Here is a 20,405-nt window from a genome sequence, read left to right on the forward strand (position 1 = left end):
TGAAACGAAACCTCACTTATTTTATTAACCATACACTCATTACCGAATAGAGTTGATGTAAATTTAATGGTTTACTTATATAATCTGAAGCGCCAGCAGATAAACATTTTTCCTTATCATTTGGCATTGCTTTAGCAGTTAATGCGATAATAGGTATTTCATGTAACCCTAAGTTCATTCGGATATGTTCCATCGTTTCATAACCGTCCATATTTGGCATCATAATATCCATTAAAATAAGGTCGATATTTGTATTGTTTTTTAGTATTTCTAAACACTCTAGGCCGTTTTGTGCAGTAATGATATTGGCATGGTATTTTTTTAATGCATTTTGTAATGCAAATATATTTCGATGATCATCATCGACAATTAAAATAGTTTTCTCTTGGAAGACATTATTTGTTTCTGGAAGAACGATGGTTTCCTCAACAACTTCAGCAGGAATAACTTCATCTACTGTTGCTGCGACTTCTAAATTGGATACTTGTATATCAGTTAATCCGTTTGGAAGGTTAGGAATATATACAGTGAAAGTACTACCTTCTCCTACGTGACTCTGTAACGTAATCCAACCACCTAATAGTCTAGCAAACTCTTTACAAATAGATAAACCTAATCCTGTACCACCATACTTCCGAATCGTCGCACCATCTGCCTGTTGAAAGGCTTCGAAAATAAGTTGATGCTGTTCTTTAGCGATACCAATACCAGTATCTTTTACTGAAATTGTTATCCAGTCTTTACTTATAGACTGCATATCATGACTCAAGTTGCTTGTTTCTATTGAATCAAAATGTAAAGAGACAGATCCTTTTTCCGTAAATTTAAATGCATTGGATAATAAGTTTTTAATAATTTGTTCAATCCGTTTTGCATCTGTATAAAACAGATTAGGAATGGTGTCACTGTCTTCAACAGTAAATTCTACATTTTTTTGTGCAGCGATATGTAAGAAGTTTTGCTGCATACTTGCTGCCATATCACTTATGTTCGTTGCTTCAAAAATGACATCTAGTTTTCCGGCTTCTACTTTAGATAAATCTAGTATGTCATTAATTAAAGTAAGTAAATCCTTCCCTGATGAATGAATGACGGTTGCCAATTCAATTTCATCATCGGATAAATGATTATCATGATTTTCTTTTAACATTTCAGATAATAGTAAAATACTATTTAACGGTGTGCGTAATTCATGTGACATATTTGCTAGGAATTCTGATTTGTATTTTGAGCTACGTAACAACTCGCTTGCTTTTTCTTCTAATTCTAATTTAGTCACTTGTAAGTCAGCTGTCTTTTGCTCGGCCTCTTCCGTTCTAGACTCTAACTGTTCGTTCGTTGTTCTTAATTCCTCGGCTTGCATTTGTAGTTCTTCCGCTTGCGTTTGCAATTCTTCTGATTGAACTTGTAACTCTTCTGTCATTGCTTGTGATTCATGTAAAAGAGTTTGAATTCGCATACGTCCCATAATGCTGTGGATTGTTAAACCTAGATTATCAACAGTTTGGTGAATTAAATCTTGATGTAAATCTGAAATGTCAGTTACACTTACTAACTCCATTACTGCAATCACTTCATCCTCAAATAAGACAGGGATGACTAGTAAATTTTTAGGGCGTATTTCTAATAATCCAGTAGTAACGTAACGAAACTCTTCAGGTATGTCCCTAAGAATAAAACTTTTCTTTTCTAAAGCAGACTGTCCAATGAAGCCTTCACCCATTTTAATAGATTGTTTTCCAATATCAACACCTTGATCGGCGAAAGAAGCTTTTTTCACAAAGTAGACAGTTTCTTCAACTTCTTCACGTACATAAAACGCACCGCAAGAAGTTTGCGTTTTTTGTATAATTCCACTCAAAATTTTGTTACCTAACATCTCAATAGAAGATACACCTTGATACATTAAAATTAATTCTGCAATCTCCGTTTGTAACCACTCTCTTTTCGATATTTCGTCTAGCAGATGGTTCGTTGTATGAGCAAGATCTTTTATTTCATCATGTGTATTTACATGAATTCTTTCCGTAATTTTTTCTTTAGAAGAAATGGATTTAATAGCTTGAATTACATTTTTAATCGTTTTTGTAATGGAATTCGAAATATAAAGTGAAACGATAATAGAAACACAAGATAGTAAGAACAATAAACTGTATAACCAAAGCTCTAATTTATTATTTTTAGTATCTAATTGTGCAGCTCTTTTTTTCGTTAATTGCTCCTCAGTGCTACGGAAGTCAGTTAGTTGTGATTGTAATGATTGGATTTCGGTAGTGTCGATTTCTTGTATTTTATTACTATTATGATTTGCAATTAACGGGTGAATCTCTTTATTCATCCAATTAGTAATGTTTCCGTTAATCTCTTTTAATTTTTCTTGCTGAGATGGATTATCTTCTAATAAAGAAAAAAGATTATGGTAATGTTTTTCATAATCTCTTTCGGCAGAGTTAAGAGATTGCAAATAGTTCGCGTTATTAGAAGTAATAAAGCCTTTCGCTTTATTTTCTATTGTTAGCAAGTCTTTCTCCACTTGATTCGTTAAATTGAGAACTTTAAAATCGTGATCAATAATAAAATTGCGAGATTTTTGTAAATTGGAAATCTGATTGTTTAACATAATAAAAGAAATAAGTAAAAACAAAATGATAACTAAATAACCAGCCATAATTTTGTAGCGAATACTAAATTTTGCTTTCGAGTTCATTAAAAATTCCTACCTTCAAGGTTATTAAAAGTTTTCTATTTTAAAGAATGAAAAACGTAATATATATTATATCAGTTTTCATAGGGCTAAACTAGAAATCCCCCTATTGTATTAGGGGGTCTCGTTTTGAATAGAGGAAATCATTTTGAAGTATAAAACTATGTATGAAAAATAACAATCGAGGGAATAGGGGGTAATAAAACCTTTAAGAAGGAAAGAGTGTTCTTAAAGCTCTTTTTGCATCTATTCCTTCAAATATAAATAATACAAGCTCTCTCTTTTTTACAGTAAGGAAAAATGATACTAATGTGCTTAAGTTTTTAATAGAAGTAAGTGTTCCTCGTTTACTTATAAATACATTTGTTTGAAATGTTGTCATTAAAGCATAAAAATGATGAATCTGCGTTATTGTAGGTGTTTCATTATAAAGAATAGTAGTAGAGTGAATGGCGTTCATCGTAATTTTCCTTTCCATATAATAAGCATAACAATATAAACGTACCCGTTTTAAAAAATGTTAAACATATAAATAAGAAAAAATATAATTATAGTTTTTTACGTTTAGAAAGGGGGAAGAAGGGTATACATATACCATAAAGAGATTGACCGAAGATGGATTGTAAAGTTTTAGTCTATAAAAATATACTTTTACTTTAAATAAAAAGGAGACTGTTACATATGGATAAAATGATAACGGATATTACATTTGATTTCATTTACTTGTTAAGTAGTTCTCTTGTAGTCCTTTTATTATTAGCATTTTTCGTAAATGGTTATGTGAATAAAAAAATAAGTGTATATAAAAACGAAGAGTAATAAAGATACGTTATATAAAATTTTAGGAGGTTAATAGTTATGAATATGGATAGAAAAATAGTAGGTGTTTTTCCAACAATTGATGATGCGGCACTCGTTATTAATGAATTAAAGGAAAAAGGATACCCGGCAGATAACATTTCAGCTATTGCGAAAGATCAAAAGGAAATTGAACATCTGGAAGAAAAATCAGGTGAGAAAGTGAATCATGAAACTGCACATAAAGGAGATATCTTTTCAGCGACAGGACTTGTAGCAGGAGGAGTAGCAGGTGGACTCGGAGGTTTATTAACAGGCCTTGGTGTACTTGCTGTATCTGGACTGGGCCCGATTGTAGCAGCGGGACCGATCGCAGCAGCAATTGGGGGAGCCGGTATTGGCGGAGGAGCTGGAAGTTTAATAGGAGCATTTATCGGCTTAGGAATCCCTGAAGACCATGCTAAAAAGTATGAAGAATATATTTACGATGGGAATATATTAATTTTAGTAGATGCAAAATTAGATGATAAGTTAGAAATCTATAAAATATTTGATAAGTATAATGCTTATAACTCTGATTTCTTTAAATAAAATGTAAACAAAGTAAATATCGTTTTTGATCTTACAACTTTGGCGCGACCGAGGAGTCGTATGACTATAAGAGAGGAAGGGCTTATGGTAAAAGATCAAGTTTAAGAGAGAAGGGGTGTCTTGTCGTGATTGTAAAAATATTAAAGGATAGTAATAATAGTTTCCTTTGTACAGTGCAAAATAAAAACGGGGATCAGTATGTGAAGAAATGGTTTCGTAAACATGAAAACAATGAAGAATTAGGACGACCAACTTTTAAAGAAGTAGAACGCGACTGGAAAGAAAATAGGGAATCGTTTATGTATCCTAATGTTAAAGCACTTTATTAAACAAAATAGTCGCTGTATTCTTACAAAACTGTCACATTCCTGTAAGGTAATTCAATAGATTCGTTGCTTGTTCCATGTCATAATAAAGACATAAGAAAGCTTATTCAAACTACAACTTATTAGGAGAGTGTCAGTCATGATTGTAACAACAACGTCTGGAATTCAAGGTAAAGAAATTATTGAGTATATCGATATTGTAAATGGTGAAGCTATTATGGGTGCAAACATTGTCCGCGATTTATTCGCTTCTGTTCGTGATGTTGTCGGTGGTCGTGCTGGTTCTTACGAAAGTAAGCTAAAAGAAGCTCGTGATATCGCAATGGATGAAATGAAAGAACTTGCAAAACAAAAAGGTGCGAACGCTATCGTTGGCGTTGACGTAGATTACGAGGTTGTTCGTGATGGAATGTTAATGGTTGCTGTAAGTGGTACAGCTGTACGTATATAAGTAAATAAAAAAACAGGCTCACCCCTTGAAGATTATGCTTTGAGGGGGTTTTTTTGTTCATAACTAAAGGTAAGAGGGAGAAGAGCTGATATACTAGCCTGCTTATTTCAAATGTAGTATATTATTCTTGAAGATAAAAGTAATAATATGGAAAAATGTTAACTTTATGACAAATAATAAAATTATTATTTGAGGTAAGAAGAGAAATAATAGTATGAATAGCTTTAGAGAGTGTATAGTTGATAGAAATAAACGATTGAGCATGTAAAGAGTTATATTACATAAAATTTATTATGGATGGAGGCGATTATATTATGTTTTGGTTAGGATGTTTTTTAGGATACATTGTAGGCTCAGTTATTACATGCGCTCTACTTTACTATGGGTATAGATCTAATGAAAACAAAAAAGCGAATATACAAAAGAGGGAGGAGAGGAAAATCAATCAAAAAGGTGTATAGGATGTGGAAGATAAGGTGATAGTTTTGATGCAAAAATAAAGGACAGTACATATTTTATATGACTATTATGTACTGTCCGGCTTATTCTTTTTGGATTAGGAAAAATTGTTGCCTGTCTTACTATAAATTTCATAGGCGAAATAACCAAATAAATAGCCTATTCCAGATCCTAAACTAACTGAAAGCAGGGAGAAGTCCGGGAAAAACATACCGAAAATCAAACCGATTATACAGCCAACAAGCATTCCTATAGGTATGAGACTATCTAATAAGTTTTGAGCTTCTTTTGATTTTTTCTTACCTAATTTTCCGTTCTTATATTTATGTTCCAATCTTTTTATTACAAATACTACAATTCCCCCGACTAGTATAACAGGCCAAATTGCCGAAATTAACCACATGTGAAAATCTCCTTTCACCTTTTAATAGAATTATACCAGATACTTACAAATGTTCGCTCTTAAAGGTATTATCTAGTCTATTTAAAAGGCCAATCAAAAAGCCCACTTCAATTGTAGTTAATAACTAGTCAAAAAGACTTTCCCTTTCGTTTTCTCAGCAGACTGCACAACATCAACCGCCGTTTTCACATCCGCTAAGTCATATGTAGAATGTACTTTCATAAAACGTAATTGCTTATTTTCTACTAAGTGAATTAAATGACGAAACGTCTCTTGCCATTTATATGGCGTTACTTCTTTATTCCAATGTCGTAAATGAAATATGTTCGCGTGCACTTTTGCTTTCGTGACAATCTCTGCCCAGTTAACTTGTACACCTGATAGAAGACCGATCGTTAAAAAGTGCCCGTTTGGACGTAAGGAGAAAGCCAATTCATTTCCATCTGATCCCCCGATAGAATCAATTGCAGCATCCGCGCCGAGCCCGTTCGTTAATTCCATAACGGTTTCATAAAGCGGGGTAGTGGAAGTATCGATTACATATGCAGCACCAAGGCGTAGTAACTCCTCTGTATGCTTATTATTTCTTGTCACGGCAATGAGTCGGAAGTTTAAAATGTTTGATAACTGCGCAAAAAGATGACCAATGGCGGATCCGCAAGCATTCACTAATAAAACGTCATTACGTTGTAAGTTTAACGTTTCTGTACAAGTAACCCACGCTGTAAGAGGATTAATATACATTTGTGCCGCTGTAAAATCATCGATAGAATCCGGAATAGGAACTACAAAATCAGCTGACGTCTTCACATACTCTTGCCAAGTACCTTCTCCACGTAACGGTAAAACACGTTTACCGATAAGCTCTCTCGTAACGCCCGCGCCAACATCTTCTACAATACCAACACCCTCATAACCAGGTATGTTAGGTAAAGGAATTCTATGAGCGTACGCTCCCGTTATTGGAATTAAGTCAGATGGATTAATCGGTCTAACTAGCATACGAACTAAAACTTCATTCTCTTTTAATGGTTCTATATTTTTATATTCAACTTGTAGTACATCTTTTGGATTGCCGAACTTGTGAAATTGAATGTGTTTTCCGTGCAAGATAAATGATCCCCCTTAGTTTGATTGGGTTTATTATAGCATTTTTGGTATGAGGGAATTTTATTGAAGGTGAATAAATTGATATTAATATATATATGTGGTTAAAAGAAAAATCTCCTTGAAGTCTATACTTTGAGGAGATTTTTTGTACAGCAAAATTTATGTTCCAGATTCATGATTTAACTTAGAAAATCATATGTTTAAGTAGAGCTTTTTTCTGTCAAAAATGTATGTAACAATTTTAATTTGGACAAGGAGGAAAAGCATGGACAGATGTCGAAAGTTAGGGCAGTCTTTAAATTTAAATGAAAAAGAAGATGAATTGGGGGTAATAGATATGAGTCAAGTAGTGACTGATATGCAACCGTTAGAAACAAAAGAAACAGAGAAATTAGTAACTCGTCGCCCAAAAGATGCTCAAGATTTACGCAAAATGATCGGAACTCGTACAGCAGGTAGTAAAAATTTAGTAGATATTTATAAAGAAGAAAGATAAGGGAGAAATATAAATGGTAACTAATTTCGTTCAAGGTGAGGATGCTGTTTTAAGTATTCAACAAGCATCGATTTATGTAGATGCTTGTTTTATTTTGGCATTTTTAGATGAAGATGATACTCGTTCTGATAAGGTAGCTAATTTAATTAACGCATGGACGGAGAAAGAAATAGAAATGGGGATTAGCTCACATACTTTTACAGAAGTAGTAGGTATTCTTATGAAAAATAAAATTGAGCGAGCATTGAAAATCTATATAGAGAATATGGAAAATATAAAATCTAAAGGAATAGGGTGTTTGAGTGAAGATGATAGAAGAGATATTGTTTCTATAGAAGCGGCATGTAATTTATATGAAATCTATCAATATATTATTAAAGTAAGGGCAGAATCTGAAGATGAAAGTAAAGAGGTTTATGCTAAAGAATTACTAAAGGTAGGAAAAAGGCATGCTAAAAGAAGAAGTGGATTAACAGCGTATTATACAAACGTTGTTCAAACCTTCGAGGAATTTCTGTATAGTATGGAAAATCACTTCAAAATTAAGGTTGAATATATTTCTTCTGATAAGAAGGCTATAGATGCTGCAGCTCAGTATATGAAGCTTTATCAATTAGAGGCCTACGATGCAATGCATTTAGCAATAGCTAGAAATAAATGTGATTACTTTATAACTTTAGATCAGGATTTTATACAAAATTTTTTGAAAAAAGATAAGAATTTGCAAACAAAAGTTATAGTCTTTGCATGAAAAAGGAAGCAACCGTAGTTGCTTCCTACATCTATTAAGCCGAAGCTCTCTTCATTCTCTCAAGTAAACTAGATAACACATGCGTACGATACGATTCTAGTTTTTTACCTTCATAAGTACGGATACCTAATTTTTTAAGTTCTTTTACATACCAACCTTTGCTTCCGAAATACATGTGATCGCTCCCCTTCAACTTTGTTTTATTTGTTCTGATTGCATATGGAGGTACAGGTAATATAATGAAGGAAATGAATTTCGCGCGAAAATGGTTAACTTTGTTGCAAAAGACATATATACTAAAGATAGTATACAACGAGGTGGACAAGACGTGATTATAGAGAAGCACGAAATTCAAATTGACCAAATTACGAGTGGTAAGGTGAATATCTTTACTTTCTATCGAAATAGAAAGCAAATTGATGATCATTTTTTACGATTGCAAGAACCATCGCTTACAGCAAACTACTTCTTCCATTTTCATTTTGATGCAGAGAGCTTGCATCTACTGCAGGAAGAGTTTCCGAGCGTATATCCGTACGACGGTAGTGAAACGATTCACGACTGGACGGAAAAGATGAAAGCGGAATTGCAACATCAGATCCAAACAGGAAAATGGAATAAGCGCGTACGTATCGGTAATCGCATTCTAGATGTGGTGTTTACGTGGTGTGACGAAGATATAGTAGAGTGAAAAAGAAGCGGATGACGCTTCTTTTTTTAGCGCTGGAATAAAACGAGCTTACCTGCAGTAGATGTGCAGCGATGTGTTTTTTCATACAATCCTTTTTCTCGTAAAATAGATTCACCTTTTGCTTTCGCTTCTTTTTCAGTTGCCGCCTCGAATGATTCGTCTAATGCTTTTGAACCATCTTTTTCAAAGACTGTTAGAACGTATACTCCCATGAAAATTCCCTCCAATAATAAAAATCAGAATCTTATAACTATTTTGGCATAAATCACTAGAATATGCAAAGAAATATATGACATTGCGTGTTAAAATAGAGTGAAAGTTTTATGGACACTAGATTTACTATTTGTAGTAAAGTACGGAAAAGAAAGGATCGTTATTTGTGAAACAAGTGAAGTTTATACATGCGGCTGATTTGCATTTGGATAGTCCGTTTAAAGGGATGGGGATGAATGTACCGCAGTCTGTTTGGGAGAGAATGAAGCAAAGTACGTTTGAATCGTTCGAACGTATTGTTGATAAAGCGATTCAAGAGCGCGTTGATTTTGTATTGCTAGCCGGGGATTTGTATGATGCGGAGACGAGAAGTTTGAGGGCGCAAGTGTTTGTGCGTGAGCAAATGAAGAGACTTTCGCAGTACGATATCCCTGTTTTTATTATTCACGGTAACCACGATCATTTAGGGGGAAGCTGGGCAGCAATTGAGTTTCCGGAAAATGTTCATGTGTTTACGGAGCCTTACGTAGAAGAGAAATCATTTTATAAAAATGGTGAGTTGTTAGCTTCTATTTACGGGTTTAGTTATTTGCAGCAAGCGGTAACGGATAATATGACAGCGCAGTATACGAAAATGAGTGATGCGCCTTTTCATATTGGCATGCTTCACGGAAGTGTGGAAGGGGATGCAGAGCATAATCGCTATGCACCGTTTCAAATTCGTGAGCTGAAAGAAAAGCAGTTTGATTATTGGGCTCTTGGCCATATACATAAACGTGAAATTTTATTAGAAGAGCCATACATCGTTTATCCAGGGAACATACAAGGTCGTCATCGTAAGGAAATAGGCGAGAAGGGTGCGTACCTGATTGAACTTACGAAACAAGGAACGCAATGTTCATTTTTCCATACGGCAGATGTTGTGTGGGATGAGATAGAAGTGAATATTGATGGACTTGAAACTGTTGATGATCTTATGACGGCAGTGTCAACAGCGATGAATGAATGTCGAAGAGAAGAGGAAGGTACGCTACTAACTGTCGTATTTACAGGACAAGGCCCACTTTCTCCGTATTTACGTGACGAAAAGCGTGTGGAAGAGATTTTTCATATTTTAGCAGCTGGCGAAGAGCGAAAAGATTTCGTGTATGCGATGAAGTGGAAAAATGAGACGGTCTCTTTTGCGGAAATCGAACGTTTGAAAGAAGAAAATCATTTCGTCGGTAGTGTGCTAAAGGAGTTAGAAGCTTTCACAAATATGGACGGCGTATTGCGCACGATTTGGACATCTCCTGTAGCGCGTAATAGTATTGAATCTTTTACAGAAGAAGAGAAGAAAGAGATTCAAAAGGAAGCGGAAAATATTATTTTAGAACAATTATTCCAGCAAGAGAGGGATAAAAAATGAGAATGGAAAAACTCCATATTTATGGGTACGGAAAATTAGAAAATGTGGAAATGGACCTTTCAATGCTGACGGTGTTATACGGTGAAAATGAAGCGGGGAAATCGACAATTCGCTCATTTATGAAAAGTATTTTATTCGGTTTTCCGACGAGAGGACAGCGCCGTTATGAACCGAAAGAAGGCGGGAAGTATGGCGGAGCAATCACTGTGCAAACAGAGAAGTACGGCCGTTTGAAAATTGAACGATTGCCAAAGACGGCTGTTGGTGAGGTAACTGTTTATTTTGAAGACGGGAAAACGGGCGGCGAAGAAATTTTACACGATATATTAAGCGGGATGAATGAAAGTTTATTTGAATCGGTCTTTTCTTTTGATATGCACGGTCTTCAAAACATTCATCAGCTTGGCGAAGCGGATATCGGCAATTATTTATTTTCGGCAAGTGCAGTCGGAAGCGATGCGCTATTGCAGTTAGATAAAAAGCTAGAAAAAGAAATGGATCAGCGCTTTAAGCCGAGTGGTCGTAAGCCAGAAATTAACGTGTCATTGCAAGAGATGAAGAAACTTGAAGAGAAGATGAAAGAGTGGCAAGGAAAAATTGGCACGTATGAAAAGCAAGTGGAGCAGTTAAAAGAAAGTGAAGAGAAGCTTGCTTCTGTTCGCGCAGAAAAAGAGAGTGCAGAAAAACGAAAGCAAGATTATGAAATATTAGCAGCACTTGAACCTCTCGTTATTGAAAAGCGTGCGTATGAGAAAGTGTTAGAAAACGAGAAGGGGCAGTTTCCTGTAAACGGAATGGCGCGTTATGAAGCGATTAAGGCGAAAATGGAGCCGCTCCAATTACAAGTGGACTCGCTACATAAAAAAATAGAGAATGTGCAGTCAGAAATAGAATCGATTCAAATAGATGAAGAATTTTTACAAAAAGAAAGTTATGTAGAAGAACTTCGTATGCAGCATATGTCTTACGAAAATGCACGCCAAGAAATGCGTGATATAACAGGAACGATTACGAATATAAAAGAAGAACTGGCAGAACTAGAGCAACAAATCGGTGCTACTTTTGAAAAAGAAACAGTCCTTTCGTTTGATATGAGTTTGGCAACGAAAGAGTTAATTACGCAAGCAGTACAAAAGGCGCGCGAATTAGAAACGCAAAAAGCACAGCTTGATGATCGTTTTAAAGTAGCGCAAGAGCAATTAGAAGAACAAGAAGAAAATATAAGACAAATTCAGAAGCAAATGTTAGCGGATGAAGAGCGAAATACGTTAGTTGAGAAAGAAAAATCGTTCCAAGATGCGGCGTTTATCGGTATGGGCGCTGAGAGAATGAAGCGCAAATATGAGGAAAAAGCAGGAGCAGCGATGCAAAAGAAAAAACAGTGGCAAAGAGTTTGTCTTCTGTTACTTCTTATTAACACAGGCGTGTTATTCACAAGTTTATTTATAGACAATCGCCTACTCTTATTTATTAGTGTCATTGTTTTTGTAGGGATTGTTCTTGCTCTTGTTTTATATAAAGATCCGTCAAGTGGGTTACAAGAAGAGCTCCTTACTCTTCAGCAAAGTGCTGGCGGGAGACAAAGTGAAGAAGCGATGTCTGTTCGTTATGAGTTAGAAAAAGACGAAGAAATTCGTAAGTTATTTGAGCGTGAGTCATATAAATTGCAGCAAATGGAGCGAGCGTATGATAAAGTCGTTTCATCGTATGAGGAATGGGAGAGAGAAACGTTCCGCACGAGCGAACAAGTCAATGTGTATAAAAAGCGCTATACGTTCCCTGAATTTTATACGTATGCACACATATTGCCGGCATTTGAGCGTATGGAAAAAATGCAACAATTATATCGTGAATTAGAGAAGCAAGGTGCGCGAAAATCTTCATTATATGAAATGATTTCGCAATTTGAACATAAACTAGAAACTGTTATCGGTAGCGCGGAGTATAGTAAGCTGCACGAGGCGCAAAGTCGTATGCAAAATGAGAAAGAAAAACGCCAAACTTGTAAGCAGTTAAAAGAAAAACTGACGGAATGGCAAGAAGAATATGAGTTTATGCAAGAACAATTAAAGCAATTACTAGTAGAACGAGACAGTTTATGGCATATTGCAGAAGCTACAAATGAAGAGATGTTTTTAGCAGCAGGTAAACTAGCGGAAAAACGTGAAGATGCGGAGAAGCAAGTAGGACGTTTATTACCGCAAATTGATCTTTTAGAACAACGTTTAACGAGTTTATCATTAGCTGAACATTATGAAGCTGACGGTTATGATGAAAAATTAAAGCAAGAACTGACAGCCGCGCAAAACTGTCTGGCACAAGAAAAAGAACTGACAGAGCGTATTGCACAGCATCGTATGGAAATTGCGAATTTAGAAGAAGGTAGTACGTACGGTGATTTAATGCATGAATGGGAAATGAAAAAAGCGCAAGTGCGTGAGCAAGTGAAGAAGTGGGCTGCGTATGCGGCCGCAAAGACAGTGTTAACGAAAACGAAGCAATATTATCATGAAGTACATCTTCCTCGTATTTTACAAAAATCAGAAGAGTATTTTGTGTATTTAACGGGCGGACGATATAGTAAAATCTTTTCACCGTCAGAGGCGGAGCCGTTCATCGTTGAGCGTAACGACGGTATGCGTTTTTATAGTCATGAACTAAGCCAAGCGACAGCTGAGCAGTTGTATTTATCGCTGAGATTTGCATTAGCGAACACATTTGAGCATGATTATCCATTTATTATTGATGACAGTTTCGTGCACTTTGATGCGGTAAGGACGAATCGGACGATTGAACTTATAAAGGAAATTGCAAAGGATAGACAAGTCATATTCTTTACATGTCATGCGCATTTACTCGCGTATTTTACAGAAAAACAGATTGTAAAATTAACACATATGCGTAAAGAAAATGAGTTGTAGTGTGCTATACTAAAAGTAACTGATTTGGTGGAGGAATTCGAATGAAAAAGAAAATTGCAGAGTATGAAGTTGGTGAACAAGTCGATATTTTCTTGTTAATTAAAACAGCGACAAAAGGTATCGCAAGCAATGGAAAGCCATTTTTAACAGTAATCTTACAAGATCCAAGTGGAGATATTGAAGCGAAATTGTGGGATGTATCACCAGAAGTTGAGAAACAATATGTAGCGGAAACAATCGTGAAAGTGGCTGGTGACATTCTAAACTACAAAGGCCGTATTCAATTACGTGTGAAACAAATTCGTGTTGCGAATGAAAATGAAGTTACGGATATCTCAGATTTCGTAGAAAAAGCACCAGTGAAAAAAGAAGATATGGTTGAGAAAATTACGCAATACATATTTGAAATGAGAAACCCGAACATTCAACGTCTAACAAGACATTTATTAAATAAGCATCAAAACGAATTTTTAGACTATCCAGCAGCGACGAAGAACCATCACGAGTTCGTATCTGGACTAGCTTATCACGTCGTATCGATGCTTGATTTAGCGAAAGCTATCTCAAATCTATATCCATCATTAGATAAAGACTTACTATATGCAGGCGTTATTTTACATGACCTTGGTAAAGTAATCGAGTTGTCTGGTCCAATTTCCACAACGTATACGTTAGAAGGAAATTTATTAGGCCACATTTCGATTATGGTGAACGAAATTGGTAAAGCAGCAGACGAGCTGCAAATCGATGCAGAAGAAGTATTAATTCTTCAACACATCGTGCTTTCTCACCACGGAAAAGCAGAATGGGGTAGTCCAAAACCACCATTAGTAAAAGAAGCAGAAATTCTGCATTACATCGATAACTTAGATGCAAAAATGAACATGATGGACCGCGCATTAGGACGCACAAAACCAGGCGAATACACAGAGCGTGTCTTTGCTCTTGATAATCGTTCGTTCTATAAGCCGACGTTTCATAATTAAAATCGCTTTTTTAAATATGGAATGCCAATATGGTTATAAAAAATGGTGTGAAATTAAGTTTTCACACCATTTTTTATTGCCCGATAAGAGAAGAAACTATAGGAAATTAATGTTGAATTAGCCGGTGTAAAGCTAATGGTTGAGAATCTGTTTACAATAAAGTAAAAATCTTTAACAAAAAATTGCATACGATGTGATGCAAAGAAGGTAAGAGCGAGTGCCCATTGATTGGAAATCTTTTGTAGGTTACTCTAAATGTATAGGTGTATTAGGAAGATTCTTTAAAGGGGGAGTGATCACTTTATGTTAGACAAATGGCTGAATAAAGTAAAAGAACCTAAATGTATACACAAATATAAATTTATTAAAACTCTGGATAGTGAAAACTTTAAAACAGGTCAGATGGGCACAGCTAATTTTTATAAGTGCGAAAAGTGTGGTAAAGAAAAGGTTGATTATAAATATAATAGTGATATAAATAGTGATTTTTGGAATATATAAAACGAAACTATAATCAGTGTGGGACATCCGGCACTGATTATAGGCTATTGTGTTTTTGAAATTGAAATGAAGTGATTTTATTATCGTAAATATGTAAATAACCGCTTTAAAAAAATATAGCAATTAACGATTCTTTATCCTAAAATGTTATTTAACAAAAAAATATCTCAAATTCGAGATTTTTCTCTTGCTTTTTAATCACTTGAGGTGTAAAGTGATAGTAACGAAAGCGATTGAGTCATATGAAAAACATACACTCAGTTGCTTTCGATAAAAAACAAAGTAAGTTATGCAGTAAAAACTAAGATGAATTTACAAAAACATAATGAAGAATAAATTGAAACGTTAAAAACCATATTAGTTGTGGGAAATGTTATTTTTTTAGTTATCACTTGACTAGTAAAACGAAACGGAGGAATAAACAATGTATGAGATTAAAGGGCATCATCACATTTCGATGGTTACGAAAAATGCAAATAAAAATAATCATTTTTATAAAAATGTACTTGGTTTACGTCGCGTGAAAATGACAGTGAACCAAGATGATCCATCAATGTATCACTTATTTTATGGAGATAAAACAGGAAGTCCAGGTACGGAATTAACGTTTTTTGAAATTCCTTTAGTAGGAAAAACATATCGCGGTACGAATGCCATTACTCGAATTGGGTTACTCGTTCCTTCAGAGGATAGCTTGCATTACTGGAAAGAACGATTTGAGACATTTGATGTGAAACATAGTGAAATAACAACATATGCAAATCGTCCTGCTTTGCAATTTGAGGATGCTGAAGGTCTTCGCTTAGTATTACTCGTTTCAAACGGAGAAAAAGTAGAGCACTGGGAAACTTGGGAGAAATCAGAAGTTCCTGCAGAGCATCAAATTCAAGGAATGGGTTCTGTGGAAATGACAGTTCGTAGACTTGATAAAATGGCGAGTACACTTACAGAGATGTTTGGTTATACAGAGGTTAGCCGCAGCGAAGAGGAAGCGATTTTTCAGTCCATTAAAGGCGAGGCTTTTGGAGAAATCGTTGTGAAATATTTAGATGGTCCTACTGAAAAACCGGGCCGCGGTAGCATTCACCATTTAGCAATTCGTGTGAAAAATGATGCAGAGCTTGCTTATTGGGAAGAACAGGTGATACAAAGAGGCTTCCAGTCTTCAGGAATCATCGACCGTTTCTATTTTAAAAGCTTATATTTCCGCGAATCAAACGGAATCCTATTTGAAATTGCGACAGATGGACCAGGATTTACAGTTGATGGAGATGTGGAACATTTAGGAGAAAAGCTTGATTTACCACCGTTCCTAGAAGATCAGCGTGCAGAGATTGAAGCGAATTTAGCACCTATTGAAGAGAAGTAATAGAAGAGAAAACATAAATTTTAAAACTATTGGAGGAATATAAAATGAACCAATTAAAAGGAATTCACCACGTTACAGCAATTACAAGTAGTGCAGAAAAAAACTATGAGTTTTTCACTCACGTTTTAGGAATGCGTTTAGTTAAAAAAACAGTAAACCAAGATGACATTCAAACATATCATTTATTCTTTGCAGATGATAAAGGTAGTGCAGGAACAGATATGACATTCTTTGACTTCCCAGGTATTCCAAAAGGAGTACACGGTACGAATGAAATTTCAAAAACTTCATTCCGCGTGCCAACTGATGCAGCATTAGAATATTGGGTAAAACGTTTTGACCGTCTGAAAGTGGAACATACAGGAATTAAAGAACAATTCGGTAAGAAAACTCTTTCTTTCGTTGATTTTGATGACCAACATTATCAATTAATCTCAGATGAACTTGATAAAGGAATCGAATCAGGTACACCATGGCAAAAAGGTCCAGTTCCATTAGAATATGCAATTACTGGCTTAGGACCTGTATTTATCCGCATTGCGAACTTTAGTTTCTTCAAAGAAGTGTTAGAAAAAGTTCTATTATTTAAAGAGGTTGCGCAAGAAGGAGAATTCTATTTATTTGAAGTAAACGAAGGCGGAAACGGTGCTTCTGTCATTGTAGAACATAATACAGTTCTTCCAGAAGCACGACAAGGTTTTGGTACAGTGCACCATGCTGCATTCCGCGTAGAAGATCGCGCTGTATTAGAAGAATGGATTGAGAGAATCAGTAGCGTAGGGCTTCCTTCATCTGGTTATGTAGACCGTCACTTCTTCGAGTCATTATACGCAAGAGTTGCACCACAAATCTTATTTGAATTTGCAACAGACGGCCCAGGATTTATGGGGGATGAGCCATACGAAACACTTGGCGAAAAATTATCTTTACCTCCATTCCTAGAGCCAAAACGTGAAGAAATCGAAAAATTAGTTCGTCCAATTGATACAGTAAGAAGCACGAAGGAATTTATTAAAGAGTAAAAGTAGAGATAATAAGTAGGAGAGCAAGTAGTTTTAGCTGATAGCTGGAACTGCTTGCTTTTTTATTTGTTCTATTAAGTTTTCTGACAACTCTTTCTCAAGTTATCGAAAAGGAAAACTTTGGTATAATTAATTAAAATATTTAATTTTCTGATAATTATTTTTCGATACATAGAAAAGAGGTGATACTATACAATTTTGATAATTCTATAAATATCCTAATTTTGTAATTTTGGAGAAAAGGGGATGCGAGTGTATGGGAGCAGATGTAGTAACAAGGGAGCAAATGAAACATTCTTTAGATGATTGGTATCGTGTAATGTTGCAGCAAAACATAGAGAAAGCAACGGAGATGAAGGAAGAGATTGAGAGTGAATTTTCTAATGTAAAAGAGGATGGGGATTTGTGGCTATATTACTCTTTATTAGATTTTAGATATAAAGTGCTGGCGGATGGTTTACAAATTACTAAAAATAGTTTTGATAAAATTGATGAAATTTATAAAACGTCTGAAAATCGTTTGTCATATTACTATTATTTTTTTAAGGCAATGCATGCAACTCTAATATCAAATTACAATGATGCAAGTAGATGTTATGAGAAGGCCAAAACACTAATAAAATATATCCCTGATGAATTAGAATATGGGGAATTCTGTTATCGTCTTTCTGCATTTTTCTACAATACAAGGCAACCAATGAATACAATAAAATATGTAAATAAAGCTAAAGAAATTTTTTCAAAACAAGCAGGACAAGATATGAATATTGCTTTATCTCAGAATCTTTTAGGACTAACTGCCATACAAATAAAGCAATATGAACAAGCAGAAGAGTGTTTAAATTCAGCGATAGATATTCTACAAAAACAGGATAACGCTATATTGCTTTTAAGGGTACGTCATAATTTAGGCTGGCTATACGCAAGTCAAAACCTTTCTGCACTAGCTATTCGACATCTTTCAGAAGTAACAGAGAAATTCCCAGCACATTTCAAAGCGATTTTCCTACAAGCTAGGGAACATTTTAAACTGGGAGAAACAAACATTGCTGAAGAATTAATTGATAGAGGATTAAATATTTGTATGGAGTTAGAAAATGAAGAGTATATACATCATTTTAGTATTTTAAAAGCAGTAAATGGTAATGTTCCTATTAAAGAATTAGAGCAAATTATTCTTAAAGGAATTACTTATTTTGATAAAGAATCTTTATATAGTTACACTCAGGAATATGTTGAAAAACTTGCAATAAAGTTTCGTGAGGATGCTAATTACATGAAAGCAAGTGACTATTTTTACAAAGCATTACAGGCAAAAGAGAAGAAGATAGAGAGAGGAGCATTAAAATAATGTTTAAAAAAATTGGTATGGCTGTAACTGGTATAGTGTTAGTTGGTATTGTATCTGTCGGTTTAAATAGTTCTTTTGTACAACAAGCGGAGCACGGTGATGTTCCAGCACCAGCAAGACCAGACTATGTTAGTTTTAATAAAGGAGATACTGGTGGGGCACCAGTAAAACCAGACTATGCTAGTTTTAATAGAGGAGACACGGGTGGAGCGCCAGCAAGACCAGACTACGTTAACATTGGTGAAACAGGCGGAGCACCAGCAGATAATAGAGGCGATGGAGGAGCACCAGCCAACTTCAATAAAGGTGACGGTGGCGGTATTAGCAAACAAGACTCACATGCTGACCATTTTTAAATTAAATAATAAAGTGAAGGGACCTCACAACGAGGTCTCTTTTCTTTTTGGTCGTAAAAAGAATTGACTTACTTTAAATATGTAACTATAATAGTTACAAAATAACCATCAGTAATAAAAGTGAGAAATATTTTTTTGGTATAATTGTAACCGATACAGTTACAATTAAAAATAATTATAAAACAACCAAATAATGTAAAAACTTTAAATAGCAACAAGAGAAAGGAGACGGGAATGTTGAAACGGTTTAAGTTTTATTTGATTAGCGGTATTGTGCTCGTTTTGCTTATCGTATGTAACTTCGTTGATAAGCCGATTGCGAAGGTTGGAGAAGTGAAAGATACTGTTATGATGAAGCTGCATACGAAAGAGAGTATGGCGCAAATTGATGGGCAGACGATTTATTTTAAGAAAATTGGTGAGGGGAAACCACCTTTACTTATGCTGCACGGGTTTGGTGGTTCTTCAGATGGATTTAGTGATATTTATCCGGAACTTGCGCGGGACCACACGATTATTGCAGTGGATATTTTAGGGTTTGGGCGTTCTTCTAAGCCAATTGATTTTGAGTATTCGTTTCCTGCACAAGTGAATTTATATTATAAGTTAATGAAAAAGCTCGGATACGATCAGTTTGCGGTGCTCGGTCATTCAATGGGCGGAGAGATGTCACTGAATTTAGCGTATTTATATCCGGACGCAGTGACGCATCTCATTTTAGCAGACTCTACAGGAATTGAATCTTTCCAGCAAAAAGAAAGTTATGAAGTGCCGCCGTTATCGACAGACTTACAAACTGTAACTGAGATTACGGATTACAATAAAAATGAAGTGAAAAATAGTCGTGACGATAAAGAGCACTATGATCAGCTGACGAAAATGAGAGAGCGCCGCATTGCGATGGAAGCCGATAAAATTAAGGTGCCGACTTTAATTATATGGGGACGACACGATAAGAGTGTTTCTTGGAAAAATGGTGAACTGTATCATGGACTATTTGCAAATAGTACGTTTCATATTATTGAAAAGGGATACCATGCACCGTTTCGCCAGGAACCAATCGAGTTTATGGAATATGTACAAGCGTTCTTCGCGAAGAATCCACAATGATAAAATTTTAAGCATAAATGTACTTCTTTCCTCATACAGTGAAACTAATAAGGCTTGTCTAAGGAAAGGAATGAAGTAGAGTGGAAACTTTACCATGGTGGGTGTATCTTGTAATCGTTGGGATCGTATTAAGTGGCTACATGGTTTTATATACTTCAAAAAAAGAGCAAGAGATGGATAATGAGTTTATTGAAAAAGAAGGCGAAGTGTATATGAAGCGTTTAGCAGAAGAGCGCGAGAAACGTAATCAGGATAGTGATAAAGATTCTGTATTGCTTTAATAGAAATGTTGAAAGGCTATTATCTAGTAGAAGTTTACATCTAGGTGGTAGCCTTTTTCTTTGTTGGGAAGCATGTATACGAAATTCATTATGAACTTTTATTGAGG

23 protein-coding genes are annotated in these 20,405 nt (G+C 35.3%); 17 read left to right on the forward strand and 6 right to left on the reverse strand.

The features are described 5' to 3' along the window. Window positions 1-16 precede the first annotated feature (16 nt). Window positions 17-2,707, reverse strand: coding sequence for an ATP-binding protein (locus ACTFR9_RS19315; protein WP_229136824.1), 2,691 nt, complete (start codon window positions 2,705-2,707; stop codon window positions 17-19). 205 nt (window positions 2,708-2,912) lie between these two features. Continuing rightward, on the reverse strand, window positions 2,913-3,164 hold the full coding sequence (locus tag ACTFR9_RS19320) for a hypothetical protein (RefSeq protein ID WP_000991342.1): 252 nt from the start codon (window positions 3,162-3,164) through the stop codon (window positions 2,913-2,915). Window positions 3,165-3,385: 221 nt separating this feature from the next. Here ACTFR9_RS19320 and ACTFR9_RS19325 point away from each other — a divergent pair, with 221 nt between their 5' ends. From ACTFR9_RS19325 to ACTFR9_RS19340, 4 genes are all read left to right on the forward strand, one after another. Then, window positions 3,386-3,523, forward strand: coding sequence for a hypothetical protein (locus tag ACTFR9_RS19325; RefSeq protein WP_000359816.1), 138 nt, complete (start codon window positions 3,386-3,388; stop codon window positions 3,521-3,523). Between the two features lie 39 nt (window positions 3,524-3,562). Next, complete coding sequence (locus ACTFR9_RS19330; protein ID WP_001055598.1) at window positions 3,563-4,093, forward strand: general stress protein; 531 nt, start codon at window positions 3,563-3,565, stop codon at window positions 4,091-4,093. Between the two features lie 125 nt (window positions 4,094-4,218). Beyond that, complete coding sequence (locus tag ACTFR9_RS19335; RefSeq protein ID WP_001996867.1) at window positions 4,219-4,422, forward strand: DUF4028 family protein; 204 nt, start codon at window positions 4,219-4,221, stop codon at window positions 4,420-4,422. Window positions 4,423-4,558: 136 nt separating this feature from the next. Further along, on the forward strand, window positions 4,559-4,870 hold the full coding sequence (locus ACTFR9_RS19340; RefSeq protein WP_000637511.1) for a YbjQ family protein: 312 nt from the start codon (window positions 4,559-4,561) through the stop codon (window positions 4,868-4,870). 556 nt (window positions 4,871-5,426) lie between these two features. On the opposite strand, the gene ACTFR9_RS19345 is transcribed toward ACTFR9_RS19340, so the two are convergent. Both ACTFR9_RS19345 and ACTFR9_RS19350 read right to left on the reverse strand, forming a co-directional pair. After that, window positions 5,427-5,732: a hypothetical protein gene (locus ACTFR9_RS19345; protein WP_000266262.1), complete on the reverse strand. Its 306-nt coding sequence runs from the start codon at window positions 5,730-5,732 to the stop codon at window positions 5,427-5,429. A 117-nt stretch (window positions 5,733-5,849) separates the two neighbouring features. After that, window positions 5,850-6,842 carry a zinc-dependent alcohol dehydrogenase family protein gene (locus tag ACTFR9_RS19350; protein ID WP_000546061.1) on the reverse strand — a complete coding sequence of 331 codons (993 nt, stop codon included), beginning with the start codon at window positions 6,840-6,842 and terminating at the stop codon, window positions 5,850-5,852. Window positions 6,843-7,107: 265 nt separating this feature from the next. Here ACTFR9_RS19350 and ACTFR9_RS19355 point away from each other — a divergent pair, with 265 nt between their 5' ends. After that, complete coding sequence (locus ACTFR9_RS19355; RefSeq protein WP_000373322.1) at window positions 7,108-7,338, forward strand: hypothetical protein; 231 nt, start codon at window positions 7,108-7,110, stop codon at window positions 7,336-7,338. Window positions 7,339-7,351: 13 nt separating this feature from the next. Further along, window positions 7,352-8,089, forward strand: a complete 738-nt coding sequence (locus ACTFR9_RS19360) for a type II toxin-antitoxin system VapC family toxin (protein WP_076856184.1) — start codon at window positions 7,352-7,354, stop codon at window positions 8,087-8,089. A gap of 34 nt (window positions 8,090-8,123) precedes the next feature. Here the strand turns inward: ACTFR9_RS19360 and ACTFR9_RS19365 are convergent, their stop codons facing one another. Further along, window positions 8,124-8,264: a YflJ family protein gene (locus ACTFR9_RS19365; RefSeq protein ID WP_000273537.1), complete on the reverse strand. Its 141-nt coding sequence runs from the start codon at window positions 8,262-8,264 to the stop codon at window positions 8,124-8,126. Between the two features lie 153 nt (window positions 8,265-8,417). Here ACTFR9_RS19365 and ACTFR9_RS19370 point away from each other — a divergent pair, with 153 nt between their 5' ends. Continuing rightward, a complete protein-coding gene (locus tag ACTFR9_RS19370; protein WP_029437729.1) occupies window positions 8,418-8,780 on the forward strand; it encodes a hypothetical protein in 363 nt (120 codons plus the stop codon). Window positions 8,781-8,806: 26 nt separating this feature from the next. Here the strand turns inward: ACTFR9_RS19370 and ACTFR9_RS19375 are convergent, their stop codons facing one another. Continuing rightward, window positions 8,807-8,992, reverse strand: coding sequence for a YhzD family protein (locus ACTFR9_RS19375; RefSeq protein WP_000539554.1), 186 nt, complete (start codon window positions 8,990-8,992; stop codon window positions 8,807-8,809). 167 nt (window positions 8,993-9,159) lie between these two features. Between ACTFR9_RS19375 and ACTFR9_RS19380 the strand changes: the two genes are divergently transcribed. The 10 genes from ACTFR9_RS19380 to ACTFR9_RS19425 all read left to right on the forward strand — a co-directional run bounded on the left by ACTFR9_RS19380 (window position 9,160) and on the right by ACTFR9_RS19425 (window position 20,298). Next, entirely contained in the window at window positions 9,160-10,401 is a 1,242-nt protein-coding gene (locus ACTFR9_RS19380) for a metallophosphoesterase family protein (RefSeq protein ID WP_076856183.1), read from the forward strand. After that, on the forward strand, window positions 10,398-13,322 hold the full coding sequence (locus ACTFR9_RS19385) for an ATP-binding protein (protein WP_229136825.1): 2,925 nt from the start codon (window positions 10,398-10,400) through the stop codon (window positions 13,320-13,322). Before ACTFR9_RS19380 ends, ACTFR9_RS19385 begins: the two co-directional genes overlap by 4 nt. 41 nt (window positions 13,323-13,363) lie before the next feature. Continuing rightward, window positions 13,364-14,308, forward strand: a complete 945-nt coding sequence (yhaM, locus tag ACTFR9_RS19390) for a 3'-5' exoribonuclease YhaM (protein ID WP_000726639.1) — start codon at window positions 13,364-13,366, stop codon at window positions 14,306-14,308. Between the two features lie 303 nt (window positions 14,309-14,611). Next, entirely contained in the window at window positions 14,612-14,809 is a 198-nt protein-coding gene (locus ACTFR9_RS19395; protein ID WP_000884893.1) for a hypothetical protein, read from the forward strand. Window positions 14,810-15,233: 424 nt separating this feature from the next. Beyond that, window positions 15,234-16,178 (forward strand): ring-cleaving dioxygenase, encoded by a 945-nt coding sequence (locus ACTFR9_RS19400; RefSeq protein ID WP_000272995.1) that lies wholly within the window; start codon window positions 15,234-15,236, stop codon window positions 16,176-16,178. A gap of 44 nt (window positions 16,179-16,222) precedes the next feature. Continuing rightward, on the forward strand, window positions 16,223-17,200 hold the full coding sequence (locus ACTFR9_RS19405; protein WP_061131470.1) for a ring-cleaving dioxygenase: 978 nt from the start codon (window positions 16,223-16,225) through the stop codon (window positions 17,198-17,200). A 256-nt stretch (window positions 17,201-17,456) separates the two neighbouring features. Continuing rightward, window positions 17,457-18,551 carry a tetratricopeptide repeat protein gene (locus tag ACTFR9_RS19410; RefSeq protein ID WP_071741428.1) on the forward strand — a complete coding sequence of 365 codons (1,095 nt, stop codon included), beginning with the start codon at window positions 17,457-17,459 and terminating at the stop codon, window positions 18,549-18,551. Beyond that, window positions 18,551-18,907 (forward strand): Phr family secreted Rap phosphatase inhibitor, encoded by a 357-nt coding sequence (locus ACTFR9_RS19415; protein WP_000473356.1) that lies wholly within the window; start codon window positions 18,551-18,553, stop codon window positions 18,905-18,907. The genes ACTFR9_RS19410 and ACTFR9_RS19415 overlap by 1 nt, the downstream gene beginning before the upstream one ends. Before the next feature lie 237 nt (window positions 18,908-19,144). Further along, window positions 19,145-20,017 (forward strand): alpha/beta fold hydrolase, encoded by an 873-nt coding sequence (locus ACTFR9_RS19420; RefSeq protein ID WP_113732940.1) that lies wholly within the window; start codon window positions 19,145-19,147, stop codon window positions 20,015-20,017. Window positions 20,018-20,097: 80 nt separating this feature from the next. Beyond that, the gene (locus tag ACTFR9_RS19425) at window positions 20,098-20,298 is read left to right on the forward strand and encodes a sporulation YhaL family protein (RefSeq protein WP_000449227.1); all 201 of its coding nucleotides are present in this window, start codon (window positions 20,098-20,100) and stop codon (window positions 20,296-20,298) included. Window positions 20,299-20,405 lie beyond the last annotated feature (107 nt).

The organism is Bacillus cereus group sp. MYBK222-1, from assembly GCF_051916425.1.
In the GTDB taxonomy this organism is placed as follows: domain Bacteria; phylum Bacillota; class Bacilli; order Bacillales; family Bacillaceae_G; genus Bacillus_A; species Bacillus_A paranthracis.